This is a genomic window from Pedobacter suwonensis, from assembly GCF_007833675.1.
In the GTDB taxonomy this organism is placed as follows: Bacteria; Bacteroidota; Bacteroidia; order Sphingobacteriales; family Sphingobacteriaceae; genus Pedobacter; species Pedobacter suwonensis.
Window position 1 is genome coordinate 372,023 of the sequence record NZ_CP031708.1, and the last position, 16,679, is coordinate 388,701.

Annotated in this window: 13 protein-coding genes; 2 read left to right on the forward strand and 11 right to left on the reverse strand. The window is 41.0% G+C overall.

Translation table 11 applies throughout. The features are described from left to right. Positions 1-4: 4 nt before the first annotated feature. The 11 genes from ccoN to DV942_RS01500 all read right to left on the reverse strand — a co-directional run bounded on the left by ccoN (position 5) and on the right by DV942_RS01500 (position 14,615). Positions 5-2,146, reverse strand: coding sequence for a cytochrome-c oxidase, cbb3-type subunit I (gene ccoN / locus DV942_RS01450; RefSeq protein WP_145854664.1), 2,142 nt, complete (start codon positions 2,144-2,146; stop codon positions 5-7). Positions 2,147-2,218: 72 nt separating this feature from the next. Beyond that, complete coding sequence (ccoS, locus tag DV942_RS01455; RefSeq protein ID WP_090979494.1) at positions 2,219-2,398, reverse strand: cbb3-type cytochrome oxidase assembly protein CcoS; 180 nt, start codon at positions 2,396-2,398, stop codon at positions 2,219-2,221. Further along, entirely contained in the window at positions 2,395-4,779 is a 2,385-nt protein-coding gene (locus DV942_RS01460) for a heavy metal translocating P-type ATPase (protein WP_145854666.1), read from the reverse strand. Before DV942_RS01460 ends, ccoS begins: the two co-directional genes overlap by 4 nt. A gap of 11 nt (positions 4,780-4,790) precedes the next feature. Beyond that, positions 4,791-6,137, reverse strand: coding sequence for an oxygen-independent coproporphyrinogen III oxidase (hemN, locus tag DV942_RS01465; RefSeq protein ID WP_145854669.1), 1,347 nt, complete (start codon positions 6,135-6,137; stop codon positions 4,791-4,793). Position 6,138: 1 nt separating this feature from the next. Next, the gene (locus DV942_RS01470; RefSeq protein ID WP_090979501.1) at positions 6,139-6,564 is read right to left on the reverse strand and encodes a Rossmann-fold NAD(P)-binding domain-containing protein; all 426 of its coding nucleotides are present in this window, start codon (positions 6,562-6,564) and stop codon (positions 6,139-6,141) included. 325 nt (positions 6,565-6,889) lie between these two features. Beyond that, the gene (locus DV942_RS01475) at positions 6,890-7,921 is read right to left on the reverse strand and encodes a response regulator (protein ID WP_145854671.1); all 1,032 of its coding nucleotides are present in this window, start codon (positions 7,919-7,921) and stop codon (positions 6,890-6,892) included. A 9-nt stretch (positions 7,922-7,930) separates the two neighbouring features. Next, positions 7,931-9,133: a PAS domain-containing sensor histidine kinase gene (locus DV942_RS01480; RefSeq protein WP_145854673.1), complete on the reverse strand. Its 1,203-nt coding sequence runs from the start codon at positions 9,131-9,133 to the stop codon at positions 7,931-7,933. Between the two features lie 54 nt (positions 9,134-9,187). Continuing rightward, entirely contained in the window at positions 9,188-10,969 is a 1,782-nt protein-coding gene (locus DV942_RS01485; protein ID WP_145854675.1) for a hypothetical protein, read from the reverse strand. A gap of 302 nt (positions 10,970-11,271) precedes the next feature. Further along, a complete protein-coding gene (locus DV942_RS01490; RefSeq protein WP_145854677.1) occupies positions 11,272-12,144 on the reverse strand; it encodes a universal stress protein in 873 nt (290 codons plus the stop codon). Between the two features lie 104 nt (positions 12,145-12,248). Next, positions 12,249-13,706, reverse strand: a complete 1,458-nt coding sequence (locus DV942_RS01495; RefSeq protein WP_145854679.1) for a L,D-transpeptidase family protein — start codon at positions 13,704-13,706, stop codon at positions 12,249-12,251. Positions 13,707-13,814: 108 nt separating this feature from the next. Further along, on the reverse strand, positions 13,815-14,615 hold the full coding sequence (locus DV942_RS01500) for an LOG family protein (RefSeq protein ID WP_222431145.1): 801 nt from the start codon (positions 14,613-14,615) through the stop codon (positions 13,815-13,817). Between the two features lie 33 nt (positions 14,616-14,648). Between DV942_RS01500 and DV942_RS01505 the strand changes: the two genes are divergently transcribed. Further along, entirely contained in the window at positions 14,649-15,029 is a 381-nt protein-coding gene (locus DV942_RS01505) for a hypothetical protein (protein WP_145854681.1), read from the forward strand. Positions 15,030-15,054: 25 nt separating this feature from the next. Further along, a complete protein-coding gene (locus tag DV942_RS01510) occupies positions 15,055-16,365 on the forward strand; it encodes an NRAMP family divalent metal transporter (protein WP_145854683.1) in 1,311 nt (436 codons plus the stop codon). Positions 16,366-16,679: the final 314 nt, after the last annotated feature.

The following is a 16,679-nucleotide window of genomic DNA, read 5'->3' on the forward strand; positions in this document are numbered from 1 at the left end:
CTTTTTATTGGTTTGATGGAATGGTTTCTTTATTAGCTTTAATGTCAGTACCTAATCTTTGCAGGTAAGCGATAATGGCTACAATTTCACGATCACTTTTAACTTTAATATTATTCTGCTTCAGGTCTGCGGCAATTTTTTCTGCCTGTATTCTTAAATCTTCATTGGCCTGTCTATCATATCCTTCAGGATACGGAACGCCCAGTGTTTGCATGGCTCTGATTTTACTTGCAGTGGTATTGATATCCAGTTTCTGCTCAATTAGCCAAGGATATGGTGGCATAATACTTCCAGGCGACATCGAGGTAGGATCAACCAGGTGATTGTAGTGCCAGGCATCAGAATATTTTCCACCTACGCGATGAAGATCAGGTCCGGTACGTTTACTGCCCCATAAAAACGGGTGATCATAAACAAATTCCCCTGCCTTGCTGTATTCGCCATAACGTTCGGTTTCTGACCGGAAAGGCCGTACCGTTTGCGAATGGCAGTTTACACAACCTTCTCTGATATAAAGATCCCTGCCCTGCAGTTCCAATGCGGTATAAGGTTTAACGCTTGCGATGGTAGGTACATTAGATTGGATGGTAAAGGTTGGCATCATCTCTACCATTCCTCCGATCAGGATAATGATTAATGATAACACCATGAATTTCATTGGTTTACGCTCAAGCACCCTGTGCCATGCTTTATCTGCCGGACTGCTATCTACCACTATTTTTGGTAATGGCATGGCTTCTGCGGCTTCGTTGGCAACCAGTTTAGCACCCAGCATGGTTTTGGCCAGGTTATAGGTCATCACAATTACGCCAGCTAAATAGAGTGTACCGCCAATCGAACGCAAAACGTGCATCGGGATAATCTGTAAGGTTGTGGCAAGAAAATTCGGGTATTTCAACAAACCTTCAGCAGTAAACTCTTTCCACATCAATCCTTGCGTAAAACCTGCCCAATACATTGGGATGGCATAAAAGAGTATTCCCAAAGTACCGATCCAAAAGTGGAAACCTGCTAGTTTTTTAGAGTAAAGTTCGGTTTTATAAATGCGCGGGATTAACCAGTATAAAATACCGAATGTTAAAAAGCCATTCCATCCTAAAGCGCCAACATGAACGTGGGCAACAATCCAATCGGTAAAATGCGCTACCCCGTTTATCTGTTTTAACGATAACATTGGGCCTTCGAAAGTAGCCATACCATAGGCAGTAAGGGCAACTACCATAAATTTAAGGGTAACATCTTCCCTTACTTTATCCCAGGCGCCACGCAGGGTCAACAAACCATTAATCATACCGCCCCAGCTTGGTGCAATCAGCATAATGGAAAAGGCAACGCCTAACGATTGAGCCCAGCCCGGTAATGAAGTGTACAACAAGTGATGCGGTCCTGCCCAGATATAGATAAAAATAAGCGACCAAAAGTGCAGGATACTCAGTTTATAAGAGTAAACAGGCCTGCCCGCCATTTTTGGAAGGAAGTAATACATCATCCCCAGGTATGGCGTAGTTAGGAAAAACGCAACAGCATTATGCCCATACCACCATTGTACCAATGCATCCTGAACGCCGGCATACAAATAGTAGCTTTTCATAAAAGAAACGGGCAACTCAAAAGAGTTTACAATGTGTAATACCGCAATGGTTACAAAAGTGGCAATGTAAAACCAGATGGCCACGTAGAGATGGCGTTCGCGCCTTTTAATAATGGTACCGAACATGTTGATCCCAAAAATCACCCAGATGAGGGTAATGGCAATATCAATTGGCCATTCGAGTTCCGCATATTCGTGCGAAGTGGTAAAACCCAGTGGAAGGGTAATTACGGCCGATAAGATAATGAGCTGCCAGCCCCAGAAATGGATTTTGCTCAGCGTATCGCTAAACATTCTGGCTTTAAGTAAACGCTGAAGGGAATAATAAACGCCCATAAAAATGGCATTCCCGACAAAGGCAAAAATTACAGCATTGGTATGCAATGGCCTGATCCTGCCAAATGTGGTATACTGGCTACCCATGTTCATGGCCGGCTTAAAGAGCTGCATGGCCACAAGCAGCCCAACAGTCATTCCTATAATTCCCCAAACAAGGGTGGCAATGCCAAAGTTTCTGACAATCCTGTTATCGTAAGTAAATTTTTCTAGCTGCATAATAGAAGCGGAATTTTGTATGTTTTGTACACCAAAGGTATCCTGCAGCAGAGAGATAAAGCATGACGTGTGTTAGCTGGAAAAGTGATCTTCTTCACTTTTTTCGCCGGTTACTTCATCGTCAAACAAGATGCGCATGCCAGGAGTGTGCACATCATCGTTCTGACCGGTTTTATAAGCCCAAAAGAAAGCACCCAAAAAAATGAGTGCCATTAAAACGCTGCAACCAACTAAGAAGTAAAGGATATTCATATCAATTTGTTTTTACGGGCAAACCAGCGGGTAGCCAGGGTAGTAAATAAAATAATGGTGACCGTACTGACCGGCATCAGCACCGCTGCAACCAGTGGATATAGCGTTCCCTGTACGGCATAGTAAATACCGATGCAGTTATAGGCTGTAGCAATAGCAAAACTAATTTTAATAACTTTAAGCCCATCTTTACTGAGTTGGATAAAGTTTGGTAGAAAGTTCAATGCACTTCCCTGTAAAATGGCATCGCAGCCTGGTGTAAAATTATTGATGTTATCGGTTAAGGCTATCCCAAAATTACTCTGCTTCAAAGCGCCGGCATCATTTAGCCCATCACCCAGCATCATTACTTTATTCCCATTTTCCTGAAGACTTAAAACGGCGGCCAATTTCTGGTGCGGACGCTGATGAAACCTGATGGATGTGTTTTCTGGAAAAATAGTCTTCAGCATGGAATGGTCCTTATCCGTATCGCCTGATAAAACCTGCAGTTTAAATTTAGAAAGTTTCGAAACCAACTGTCCCAATCCGGGACGCCATTGTTGTTTAATATCAAAACATCCCTTATAAACATGGTCAATCAAAATATGTACGCCGGTTTCACTAACCGATTTTATGGTTATAGGAAGCATAGATAAATGTCCTGCATAAATAACGTGATCATTGATCTTCGCTGATAAACCCTTCCCTACCACCTCCTTATAATCCTGAAGTGAATAAAATCTTTCAACGTTTAAGGCTTTTAAGATGTGCCGGCTTAAGGGGTGGGCAGAATTGCGCAACAGTGAAGCCACAATGAGTTTCTCCTTGTGTGTTAGAGATCCGCTAAAGGAAATTTCGGCATTTTCATTACTGGTCAGGGTACCTGTTTTATCAAAAATCAGCGTATCACATTTGGCCAGTTCTTCAACCGCATCAGTATTTTTAACATAAAATCCTTTTTTATCAAAAACAGATAAAATGGCCGATAACGTAAAAGGTGTACTTAATGCCAGTACGCATGGGCAAGCCACAATAATAACCGCGGTAAATGCCGACCAGGCTTTATGGCTATCGTGCTGAAACAACCAGTAGGCTGTAGCGGCAAAGGCAATCAGAAAAACGCCAATGCTGAAGTATTTCGCAATAGAATCGTTAAAATTTTGCTTTTCGACATTGTTTTTATAATTTTCATTGTTCCAGAGCCCCGTAAGGTAACTCTGCGAAACCGGTTTAATCACTTCAAGTTCTATTGCCCCGGTAGTTTGCCGTCCTCCCGCATAAATGATTTCACCCAGCACTTTATGTATCGGTTCCGATTCACCGGTAACGAAGCTCATATCTACCCAGGCATCACCTTTCATTAAAATGGCATCTGCAGGTACCAGTTCTCCGTTTCTGATCCACAACCTGTCACCTATTTTTATATCGTTAATGGCTACAGGCTTTTCTTTACCATTCTGGATGGTAGTAACGGCAATGGGAAAATAAGACCGATAGTCACGATCGAAAGAAATATGGTGGTACGTACGCTGTTTAAGCCACTTACCCATTAAAAGCAAGAATACAAGACCTGTTAAAGTATCAGCAAAACCAGGTCCGGTGGCAAAAATGACTTCAAATGCGGTACGTAAAAACAATACCGCAATAATTAGTGCCAATGGCGTATCTAAATTGATATGTTTGTGTTTGATGCTGGTAATGGCCGAGGTAAAATAATCGCGTCCACAGTAGAAAGCAGCAGGAATAGAAAATGCCAGATTTAGCCAGCCGAATAAGTATTGAAACTGTTTTTCAAAACCTGATAAACCAAAGTATTCTGGAAAGCTGAAAAGCATCACATTCCCCATTAAAAACCCTGCGACAGCAATTTTCAGCACTAAAGCTTTGTCTACCGAACTGCTATGGGCTTTAACCACATCCTGAAGACTGATTAAGGGTTCGTAACCAATCTGGTTTAAGGTTTCAACCAAATGTTTTAGTGAAATCTCTTCATGGTTAAATTGAATAGTGACCTGCTTTTTAAGAAAATCGATCCGTGAGCTGAAAATAGCTGCGTTAATTTTATAGAGGTGTTCCAGTAGCCAAATGCAGGAGCTACAATGAATTGCGGGAATGTAAAAAGTGATGATACTCGAATTTCCATGTTTATAATCAATTAATTGATCAATGATTTTAGGATCGTCGAGGTATTCTAAATGACTTTCATTTTTTAACTGCCTGCCTGGATTATTGTTATATACATAATAATTACAAAGGTTATTTTCTGAAAGAATCTTGAAAACAGCCATACAGCCCGCACAGCAAAAATCTTTATCGTCTGTTTGATATTTTACCTTAGGCAGATCTTCTCCACAGTGGTAGCAAATGGCTTTGGTTGCGGTTTTATGTTGATCTTCCATTGTAATCGTTTTTATATTGATGAACTGAAAAGTTGTGTTTTAGGCTGCTTAAGCCATAATTTCTCGTCGAATGCCATACAGACGTTTCTGAGGAAGGATTTTCCCCTGTTGGTGATGCTGATTTCTTTTTCCGTTACCGATATCAGCTGATCATGCAATAATGGCAAAAGCCGTTCCTGTACCCTTTCAGGGATTGTGTCGCGGTATGCAGTATTATTTTTACACATGATATTTAAGATATGCTTTCTTATATCGAGGTCCTCATCAGTCAGAAAATGCCCTTTTTCTACAGGTAGTGACTGCTTCGCAATTTTATCCAGATAAGCTTCTACTGTTTTGGGGTTCTGTGCAAAAGCGGTCCAGCTATCGCTGATCGATGAAACCCCAAGACCGATGAGTAAATGGGTATGCTGACTGGTATAGCCCATAAAATTACGATGGAGTTTATCCGTTGCCATTGACTGAAACAAAAGATCGCTTTTCAGGGCAAAATGGTCCATGCCTACATCTTCATAACCAGCATCAATCAGTAAATTTCTGCCAAACTGGTAAAGTGCAAATTTTTCATCGCCCGTGGGAATATCCTTTTCGGTATAATGCCTTTGCCCCGGCTTTAACCATGGCACGTGTGCATAACTGTAAAAGGCAATGCGATCCGGGTGCATACCAATCACATCATTTACGGTACGCTCCAGTCCGTCAATACACTGACCAGGCAGTCCATAAATCAGATCGAAATTGATGGAAGTATAACCAATTTCCCTCGCCTCGCTGGTTACCTGGGCAACCTGTGCAGGTGTTTGAAAGCGGTTGATCAGAAACTGCACTTTAGGATCGAAGTCCTGAATGCCCAAACTTAATCTTCTAAAACCAAGCTGGTAAAGTGTTGTTAAATGTGCTTTGGTGGTATTGGCTGGATGAGCCTCGAAAGAAAGTTCAGCATCAGGAGCCAGACTTGCATCTTGCATAATGCCATTAATCAGCAGCCCGAGATTTTCTGCACTAAAAAAAGTAGGCGTTCCACCACCAAGGTGTAACTCTTTTAGTTTCGGTTTCTCCCGCAAGGCACCTACATACATGCGCCATTCAGCAAGTACAGCTAAAATATAAGGAACCTCTACCGAATGATTTTTGGTAATACGGGTATTGCAGCCGCAGTAGGTACACAGGCTTTCGCAGAACGGGAGGTGGATATATAAGCTGATCCCTTCATCTTTGTGGCTTGCATAGGTTTTGGATACCCTGTTTAGCCATTCCTGAGTATTAAAGCTTTCAATATCCCAGTATGGCACAGTTGGATAACTGGTATAGCGTGGAGCAGCAACGTTATATTTTTTAAGCAATTCTGCATCTTCCATTTTACAGTTTTTTAGTGGTTGCGCATTCACTCTGGCAGCAGCAGGCTTTACCTACGCATTTACCAGCTGCCCACTGATCGAGGTTTTTGATTACCTGTTCCATCCTCGCTTTGGTGTCGGCCTGATCAGCCTCCAGCGGAACATTGGCAACCTTCATCCCTGCAAGCCCTGCGGCATTAAGGTCAAGATGATCTGTTTGTGAAGATGATGTCGCAATATATTTGATACCCAATGATCTAAGACCCAATATCATATCACTACTTAATTCATCGTTGTTAAAAACCAAAAGCGCTTCTTTACCAGTTGCAAATGAAAGCGTATCAGCTGTTAAGCTATTGGCAATTATAGTAATATCGTGTTTTTTGTAATTGGCCAGTACCAACCATTCCTTTTCATCGGGCTTAATGTTATAAGCTATAGCTTTCATATATGATAATTATATATACAAAACTATGAAGGAAGCTTAAGGCGACAGGTGAGAATGCTTAGAGAAAAAAATGATATTTGTTACTTTTTTTAGTCATGAGCCTTGAGTCCCTCTTTTAGCACAAGTCTTAGCACTTTGGGCACTTTGGGGTGGCTTGACCTTTGCTTTAAAATTTCTTAGTGTCAGATGGAAACATCTGACACCACGTACAACAGATTTCTCGACTGCGTTGCACTCCGCTCGAAATGACGATCTCTCTGGGCACCAACCCCAGTTAACCGATTAACCAATTAAACCTTTAACCCAACGAACAATGAGCCAAACGTTATTGCTTAATATTCCTGAGTTTATCAATGGATAAAATATTAATGGCATTACCGGTTTTATCGATCAGTTTTTCATCTTTAAAATCAGCAAGCATTCTGCTTACCGTTTCACTGGCAGTACCTACCAATGCTGCAAGATCATCGCGCGAGATCCGGATTGTGCAGGTATTAGCCTCGCCGTCGCCAAATTTTGTAGCCACCTGTAATAAAGCTTCAGCTACCCTTTTCCGTACTGACGAATAGGCCAATTGCAGCATTTGCTTCCCTTTATCACGTACATTGCCGGATAACAGCCCAATAAATGTTTTGGATACAAACTGGTGACTGAGCAGGTATTCCATAAAATCGGCTTTTGGAATATGGATAATTTCTGATTCGGTTAGCGTAGCAGCATTTTCTGCGTAAAGTTCCCCGTTACATAAACTTTCATAACCGAAAAAATCGCCATCATGATAAAGGCCCGAAGAAAGTTCCCTGCCATCTTTAAAACGTTTGTAGGTTTTTACCTGCCCTTTTACCACGTAATAAAGGTGTGTGGGTTCGTCACCTTCAATGTAGATCACCTGTTTGCTGTTTACCGCCCGTGGTTTACCTTTCTTACGCAGTTCATCCATTACCGTTTCGCCATTGCCTTCTGCCAAACTAAAACTGGTGGCCTGCTGCTTTTTCTTAAACCTGCTTTCTATTGCCCTGAAAAGTTCAGTATCATCAAAGGGTTTGGTGAGGTAATCATCGGCGCCCATTTCCATGCCTTTTCTCATATCTGCACGCTCGGTTTTTGCCGTGATGAAAATAAAAGGAATATTGGCTGTTTTAGGATTTTTGTTCAGCAGGTACAAAACACCATATCCATCTAGCTCAGGCATCATAATATCACACAGAATTACATCAGGAAGATGATTAACCGCCATTTCGACACCGATTTTTCCGTGTTTAGCCGTAAAAGTTTTATAACCGGCCAGATCCAGCACTTCAGCAGTACTTTCCCTGATATCGTCATTATCTTCAATAATTAAAACTTTCCTGTTCATGCGATAGATCTAAATTATAAAATTATTTTTAAAGGGAAAAGTAAGCGTAAATACCGTACCCGAATGCTGCTCGCTATCGCAGGTTACCGTGCCGTTCATCAGGCCAACATATCTTTTAACAATATTAAGCCCCAAGCCTGTCCCCGGAATATCGCCGGTATTGTGCGCCCTAAAAAATGGCTCGAAAAGATTGCCCTGATCAGCATCTGGAATACCGATACCATTATCTTTTACTTCTAAAATCAGTTCATCGTCTTTCAAAATAGAATTGAACTGGATGAGTGTATCCTCGCCCGAATATTTGATCGAATTCGAAATCAGATTGATGATGCAATTTTTCAACAGATTAGGGTCCAGGTAAACCTCAGCTGTCGTTCCGGTATGTTCGTAAATAATATGCTGGTTCTGTTTGGTCATCATCTGCATCTCTTCTGCTATCTCTTCTGCAAAACTGATGATGTTGAAAGCTTGTGCCGATACCTCTACTTTACCTGCTTCCAATTTTTCAAGTGAGAGAAAATCGTTCAATATTGTAGTGAGGTTATTAATGGAATTTTTGATTTTTAAGGTATGCTTCTCTACACTGGCTACGTCATGTTTGGTCGTATATTTGTCAATTAGCGATGCGGATAGCTGAATCGAACTGAGGGGCGTCCTAAACTCATGCGAAGCCATAGAAACAAACCTGGTTTTAAGCTGGTTGAGTTCTTTTTCCTTTTGAAAAAGTGCACGCATATTTTCTTTCGCCATTTCCAGTTCTGAAACAAGCTTAACCAGGTCCTGTGTACGTTCCTTTATCTTAACTTCAAGTTTTTCAGTATAACTTTTAATCTGTTCTTCGTTGGCCTTTTCTTTGCTGAGATCGTGAATAAAACCTGTATAAATTTTGCGGTCCGGAAATTTGATCTCACTCACCCCCAGCCTGAACGGGAATATAGAGCCACCTTTACGCTTTCCGGAAACCTCACGTCCAATACCGATAATGTGTTTCTGTCCCGTATTTTCATATCTGGCAAGGTACTCATCGTGGTGCGAATGGTCCGGTTCAGGCATCAGTACGGAAATGTTTCTGCCCACCAACTCCTCCCTGCTATAACCAAAAAGCTCAAGCGCCGCAGGATTTAGATGTTCTATCATCCCCTTTTCATCAATGGTGATAATCCCATCTATCGCGTTTTCAATAATCGCATCCAAAAATTTCGACCTATCCATTATTATGCTTCAAATATGTTGTAAATATAGAAAAAGTATCAACGATCTCTTTTCCTATCCAACAATCAGTGCATCAAGTTTATTTTTCGAACTTGCCAACTGTTCATATAATTGCCTAAAGTCGTCTGAAGCCTGATCTGCCATTTCGCTGAAAAGTTTTTTATAATAATTGATCCCCTCAGCCAGTTGCAGCTTAAAGCCATTCAGTTGTTTTATCTTTTTGTCACTAAACTGCTGTATATGTTGCTTAATATCCTCCTGCAGGTAATCGATATAAAGATTAAGCTCTTTGATAAAAACGTGAGGACGCTCAACCTGCTCCAACAGGTTAATTTTACCATAAATATGGCCAACCATTTCATCAAACGAGTATACATCAGAAAAATAAGCCAGGTTGGGTCCCGGGCAAATGGCAACAGCCTTATTTTCTTTTGGTTTAAGCATATCGTATTTTAGGTAGTTTGAAGAACAGAGCCCTTCGCAAAGGCATATTTTTCCAGTAACCTCAGTAAATTGTTTTTCGTATTCTTCAGCGGTTAGGCCAGCCGTTTGAAGGCTTTTGATCTTTAAATGCTGATATTCCCGCGATGCAGTACAAATAGCCTGTTCGGTAAATTCGGTGTTGTTGCACAGGTATTTCTTGGTACAGGGGCTTCCTGGCCTGCCCTTTTCAATCCGCTCGGTCCGCTGTTGTTCTATGCTGCTGTTTCTGAAATTATTAAAACGGATTCCCAATGGTGAAGCATTGCTTAAATAAAAATCCTGTTCGGTTGCAGCAGTGAGTTGTGTTAAAGTATTCGAATCCACATTGGTTACTTCTGGCACCAACAAAAAAGGACTTCCCCAGCCTGCGGCATCAAGTCGGTAGTGCTGCAATAAAAAGTTATGTTCTGCAGCGGTTCCGATTCCGCCCTGCACCGTGATCTTTTGTTTGGGTTCCTCTTCAACCAGAATTCCCTTTTTCACCAAAGCCAGCTGATACATTTCAAAAAGCTCCAGATACATTTCACTTCTTTTGGTTTTGAATTCCTCCAGGATCGGGCCGAGCAGATATCCATCGGTAGCAAATGCGTGTCCACCACAGTTCAAACCCGATTCAATTCTGAACTCTGATACCCATAACCCTTTTTTGGCCAGGAATTTAGCCTGGATCAAAGCCGACCTGAAATCACTTACTTTTAAGATAATTTGTTTTTTTAACGATTCATTCTCATCTGGAAAGAAGTCTGCGAAATCCGCGATATAGCTATACAATTTGGGGTTCATCCCTGCAGAAAGTATAACCGATGCATTGAGCTTACTTTCAGCAAAACCCCGTAAGGCGGCCAGCGCATCTGTATGATCGTCGCCAGTGTATTCCCCGTCAACATAGTTCATTTTATCTACCTTGGCCATAATATTAACATCGATACTCCCCATACGCATTGTATTTCTGAGTACAGATTTGAAGATCTCCTTGGCTTCTCCATCAGGGTAATCCATCATCAGTTCATACCCATGTTTTAATTTTGAAGTGTCGGGCAAAAGTTCAAAGTAACGGCAGATATCAGTTCCCTTGCCAAAATCCTGCTGTTTTAAAGCTTTAAAATCCTGGTTTATGCAATCGGATAAAAAGTTGAGGTACGCAGTAATCCGTTTGCTGCGGCTATCAGGCTCATCTTTTCCGATTGCCTCGTAATATACTGATCTATTCTGCGAATGATAAGCGCGCATACGCTCTACCAATTCATCGTCAACAATAGAGAGTACAGAAGAAACGCCATATCTGGCAACTTTTAACGGGGTATCAATAGAATAACCCAGGCCCAAAACGGGAATATGAAATGAATGTAACATGGTATTTTGGTATAAAATAGCCTTCAACCTACTGAAAGACTAAATAATTCTCAAACAAAACTACCCTGCTTTAACGGATGTAGTGATGATAAGGCTCAAACCAAAAAATGAGCGAAATCACTTTTTCGCGACAGAAAAGTTAAGCTCATCAGCCAAGGTTCAATCCATAAATACACAGGAGCACACCTGATGGCATGCCCGTACTTTATCTCTTTAAAATCACACTAAATTTTATTTTTTACCTGTGCCAAGGGCTTGAATCGTTACGCGCTTCATCCGGACGAAATTGGCTGGAATTAGGTTCAAACAGGAACACAGTGAGCAGGAGGTAAAACCAAAAGCGGTATCTGGATATGATCAGACATATCAACAGTGTAACTGCCTTTAAGAAGATGATGAAGGAAACCATGTTTTCGGTGCACCATGGTCAGTATATCAATCTGTCCGTTTTCTACAATCCAGTCCAAACCATCTTTCACCTGCTCGCTTTTTACCTGACGGAAGTAAATATTGCGATAATTCACCTTGTCGGCAACCAGCTGCAGAAAGTCTGCAATTTGTTGATGGGAAATTTCCGGACCGTTAGCATCATCTGAATGCATAATCAAAATTTCGGCATTAAATGGCTTTGCCAATTCAGCAAGCGTGCATAAAACCGATATATCGCTCGAAGTAAGGTCGGTGGCAAAAGCGATCTTTTTGGGAGTATTAAACCGACAGCATGATGGAATAAACAGCACGGGCATTTTAAGTTCAATTATTTTCCTGGTAATGTTCCCCATGAACGCTTTCATCAACCGGTCTGCCCGGTTTAAACCGGCCACAATCAGGTTCATTTTACATTCGGCGAAGTATTTACCCACCTCCTGATCAATTTCTCCATGGAGTAATCTACCGAATACTTCTGCTTTAAAATCCAGTTCGTGGTGAGCTTTTTTAAATTTTTCCTCTACTTTTCCGACCAGTTTGTTCAAGGCTTTTTTAGCATCTTCTTCAAGCAGTTTATATTCCTCGTGAGGCCAAACCAGTGATGCGGCTGCAGGCGAAAACTCCGGCATCTGAAAAACATTAACCAATTCTACCCTCGCACCAATACCATGGGCGAGTTCAGTTGCATAATCAGCCGCATTTTCTGCTGTTGCAGAGAAATCGACAGGTACAAGAATCTTTTTCATATTGGCTTTATTTTAGTATAAAGTTTGAAAAGCGCCGGATGGAAATATGAGTATCCTCAATTTTCAGATGATTAACATATAGAAAACTGGTTATTTAAATTAGGTTACTTCTTTACCGGTTTATTATTAACAGGAAACATTAAACTTTCCAAAACCTGATCGCGGTGATATACATCCGGATATACACGGAGCTGCCCGTCATTAACCTCGCAGGTGATATACGTGATTTTTACCGGAACAGTATTTTTAAGATGGAAATCTTTTTTACGCATGTTAAGCATTGATGATTTCAAAGAAGGTACCTTATCGGTTGCTCCATCGTTCCTCAATAACAGTTCGGCAAGTAAACCAGCATTTTCTACCCGAATACAGCCATGGCTGAATGCTCTTTCTGGTTTTTTAAATAATTTCTGTTCTGGAGTATCGTGCAGGTAAATATCAAAAACATTCGGAAACCGGAATACTACCTTGCCTAATGCATTATCACAACCGGACGACTGCCTGGCATCATACAGATTTGGATTAGCTTTGATCGCAGCTATAGTACCCTTGGTTAAGGGCACTATGTTTTGTTTTCTATCGTAAATACTGTAATGGTTATTGATCAGATAGGTCGAATCTTTCCATAATTTGGGTAACAGCTCAGTTGTAAATATTTTATGAGGCACTTTCCAGTCTGGCGATGTTGTGATGTACTTCACCTTACTTTCCAACTCTGGTGTCGGGCTGGATGGCTTACCAACAATGGTTTTAAAGATCACTACGTGATCATTGTTAACCATTTTAAGTGTGTAGGAAGGAATGTTGATCTGTATGAAATAACGATCTCCTGTATTTATCCACCGTAGGCGCTCCATATTAATGGCCATTTTTCTGGCATCACCTTCCGGAAATTCATAGCAGTCATCAATATATTGTCCCTTAACCAGATGGAGATAATCCTGAAGCATTTTATACATATCTGCCTGCGGCTGGCCCGAGGTAACATTGGTCATAAAATCAGGGTGTCCCATCGCTTTCTTAAGATGTGATACCGGATCAAAATCCAGTGGTATTTTCGACTCCAATCGTTCGGTGGTGAATACAGGGTTAAATTTACCGTAGTGAAGATGGTTGATGAGCGTGATCAGGGCATCTGTTAAATAGATATCAAAAATTTCCTGTTCCTGTAGTTTGGCATTTGGACTGGTAAGTGGGCGAAGCGCATCATAAGTGAGCTGATCGGGATGAAAATCGTTTCTGTTCAAACCAAACTGTAATACGCAATCCATCAGTAACATCGACGCCCAGACATCTGAATGGACAGTATCCTGCATTACCCAGGCACGCTTGTACAGCCTGTCCTGATAAAAGCGGTCAACCAGATTAGGATAGTTCAGCTTTTGCTGCAGGCTAACAATTTCTTTTTTAAGGGACAACGAATCGGTGTATATAACAGATCCATCTTTTTTAAGGCAAACTCCAAAAGCATTATAGACCAATAAGAAAGCCCACAAAAGCGTTAAGGAAATAAAAATCAGCTTTACCGTACCGAAGCGTCTCTGAATATTTTTATTTTTCATAACAGATTGGTTTACAATGATAAATATCAAAATAGAATCATTGTATTTTAATGATTCCGATCACTTTTTGCAATGATATCTCACAGGTTATCGTTTGCTCATGAAAGCCTACGAATGCTCAAACAACCATTTAAAAGGCTTAATTTTTCGTTTTGGCCTCAGGTTGAATTTTTTGATGCTATGCATTTTAACAAAGGTCTCGGCTTCAGAAATATCGTCTGTTACCAAAAACAGACTGAGGTCATTTTCAGCGATTGTTCCCTCTTCTTTCATCTTTGCAATATGCTCTAAAAGGGATTGGTGATATTTTCGATCAAACACAATTACAGGGAAATCCTTGATCTTTTGAGTCTGGATGAGCGTCAGTGCCTCAAAACATTCATCAAGTGTACCATATCCTCCCGGCAGCACCACAAAAGCAAAAGAATATTTTACCAGTAAAATTTTGCGGGTAAAAAAATGATTCATGTTCACCCATTTGTCCAGATATGGGTTTGGTTTTTGTTCTCTTGCCAATGAAATATTGCAGCCCACCGAGCGGCCGCCAACTGCCTGCGCACCTTTATTGGCTGCTTCCATTAATCCAGGGCCACCACCGGTCATAATCGTAAAGCCCAGTTGTGTAAAAGCTCCTGCAGCTTTTTCTGTAAATTTATAATAGGGATGATCGGGTGCAAAACGTGCAGAACCAAAAAAGGTAATGCAGGGGCCTACAAAATGTAATCCCCTAAATCCCCTGATCAGATCTAGTACCGTTTTTAGCGTAAAAATCAACTCCTTAGCTCTGGACCGTGGCCCTTCCAGGAATTCTATTTCTGATTTACTGGCCATTTTTTTTTTAACCAAATTTAACTCCCCGGCCAGGCAGCAGATATGATGGGTATCACTTTCCGAACTGCGCTGTATCATAACAGCCAAAACTTTAAATAGTTAAAATTGTATATGAAAAAAATTAGCATTAAACACCTTAATAACGTACACGGCGACAGTATCCGTGGACTCGATTTTTACGCGGAGACATTGGAAATCTTAAAAGAAAGGCTCAACGAAATTGCAAAGGCAAATACAGGAAAAGAAACCATGATTGGGATAGAACACTTTCAAAACCTTTTTATCATCCACCAGGACAAGATTGAAGTCCTCAAACATCATCTGCTGAAAAATATAGAGATGCTGGCCGGCGAGATAAAAGATACAAACGGATTTATAGAACAAAGTGTGTTTGAAAAGAACGAGGAGTTACAGGCCGAATACCTGCGTGAGGTTGATTTATTTGAAGAGATGAGGCATGAATTTTATCGTTTTGCAGCAGAATGGATGTAAAAGAAAAACATAGCCCCGCAGGTTTATGAAAGCAACGTTGATAGCCCGCGTTAAACAGCAAAAAATACGTCTTAAAAACTGGGCAAAGCTTTTAGGGCCGGGCCTAACCACAGGGGCAGCTGATGATGATCCATCGGGCATAGCCACCTATACCCAGACAGGAGCAAAATTTGGCTATAGTCAGCTTTGGACTGCGGTTTATATGCTGCCGTTAATGATTGTGGTCCAGGAAACCTGCGCCCGCATTGGATTAGTACAGGGAAAAGGAATTGCAGCCGTTATAAAAGAATATTACAGCAAAAGAGTACTCTATTTTATTGTGGGTACCGTGCTTGTTGCCAATACCATAAACATCGGAGCAGATATTGGCGCTATGGCTTCAGCAGCAGCGTTAATCATACCCCTGCCATTTGCAGTACTTGCCCTTGCTTTTACTTCTGTCACTTTATTACTCGAAATATTTACGACCTACAAAACCTATTCAAGGATATTAAAATGGCTTGCCCTGAGCCTGCTGGCCTACCCTTTAACCCTGATCATTGTTAAACAACCGTGGCTTACTTTATTGAAAGCCTCTTTCATTCCCAGTTTCAGCTTTAATTTTGAATACATTTTTATCATCATAGGCGTTTTAGGAACCACCATCTCGCCCTATATGTTTTTTTGGCAGGCCTCTCAGGAAGTTGAGGAAGAAAAATCAAAACGCCTGTTAAGAAATGGCAAACCTTTGGTTACCAAGAGGCTGTTATATAACATGCGGATAGACAATGCAACCGGAATGATTATGTCAGAACTCACTACGTGGTGCATCATTGTTGTAGCCGCTACTGTTCTCCACCGTTCGGGCAATACAGATATTAAAGATGCCGCTGATGCAGCCAGGGCGCTTGAACCGTTGGTCAGATCTTTCCCTAATTCAGGCTACATTGCAAAATTGATTTTCTCCACTGGTATTATCGGATTGGGCCTTTTGGCAATACCTATACTTTCAGGCTCGGCAGCTTATGCCATTTCAGAAACTCTTGATTGGAAAACCGGTTTAAATCTAAAGTTTAAAAAAGCACATGGTTTTTATGGCGTAATCACGATTGCAACCCTAATTGGCCTGATGATTAATTTTATTGGAATCGATCCGATAAAAGCTTTAATATATGCTGCTGTTTTAAATGGAATTGCTGCTGTTCCACTGCTTTTTATTATCGCCAGAATTTCTTCCAGTGAACTTATTATGGGAAAATACAAAAGCTCAAAAACCGCTAATACAATAGTCTGGATCACTTTCGGGGCTATGGCGCTGGCAATTATTGGTATGATAGTTTCTTCAGTAAATAACTGACATTGGCGTAGCGACTGCATAAACTTAGCATGTGCTACAGGGCAAACGAGCTATAGCATTTTAAACCTGTTCTGGTTAAAAACAGCGAAAATCATCCATTCGTAAAGGAGCTTATCAGGATTTTCCCTTGTGCCAAATCGACACTCCGCTTCCCGGCTTTTCATTTCTCCAGATTAAAAATTTTTGCCTGAATGTGATCTAAAGGTATCAGCTTTTTGTTCCGAATCCTCTATCACATTGCAGATATATGGCAACATTAAGGTTCATCAGTTTATATTTGCTATGCAAAAAACAATATCTTTAATTAAAATAAT

Excerpts from the sequence above, each read along its gene's own strand:
- ccoN (WP_145854664.1), bottom strand. The coding sequence starts at position 2,146 with ATGCAGCTAGAAAAATTTACTTACGATAACAGGATTGTCAGAAACTTT.
- ccoS (WP_090979494.1), bottom strand. The coding sequence starts at position 2,398 with ATGAATATCCTTTACTTCTTAGTTGGTTGCAGCGTTTTAATGGCACTC.
- DV942_RS01460 (WP_145854666.1), bottom strand. The coding sequence starts at position 4,779 with ATGGAAGATCAACATAAAACCGCAACCAAAGCCATTTGCTACCACTGT.
- hemN (WP_145854669.1), bottom strand. The coding sequence starts at position 6,137 with ATGGAAGATGCAGAATTGCTTAAAAAATATAACGTTGCTGCTCCACGC.
- DV942_RS01470 (WP_090979501.1), bottom strand. The coding sequence starts at position 6,564 with ATGAAAGCTATAGCTTATAACATTAAGCCCGATGAAAAGGAATGGTTG.
- DV942_RS01475 (WP_145854671.1), bottom strand. The coding sequence starts at position 7,921 with ATGAACAGGAAAGTTTTAATTATTGAAGATAATGACGATATCAGGGAA.
- DV942_RS01480 (WP_145854673.1), bottom strand. The coding sequence starts at position 9,133 with ATGGATAGGTCGAAATTTTTGGATGCGATTATTGAAAACGCGATAGAT.
- DV942_RS01485 (WP_145854675.1), bottom strand. The coding sequence starts at position 10,969 with ATGTTACATTCATTTCATATTCCCGTTTTGGGCCTGGGTTATTCTATT.
- DV942_RS01490 (WP_145854677.1), bottom strand. The coding sequence starts at position 12,144 with ATGAAAAAGATTCTTGTACCTGTCGATTTCTCTGCAACAGCAGAAAAT.
- DV942_RS01495 (WP_145854679.1), bottom strand. The coding sequence starts at position 13,706 with ATGAAAAATAAAAATATTCAGAGACGCTTCGGTACGGTAAAGCTGATT.
- DV942_RS01500 (WP_222431145.1), bottom strand. The coding sequence starts at position 14,615 with ATGATACAGCGCAGTTCGGAAAGTGATACCCATCATATCTGCTGCCTG.
- DV942_RS01505 (WP_145854681.1), top strand. The coding sequence starts at position 14,649 with ATGAAAAAAATTAGCATTAAACACCTTAATAACGTACACGGCGACAGT.
- DV942_RS01510 (WP_145854683.1), top strand. The coding sequence starts at position 15,055 with ATGAAAGCAACGTTGATAGCCCGCGTTAAACAGCAAAAAATACGTCTT.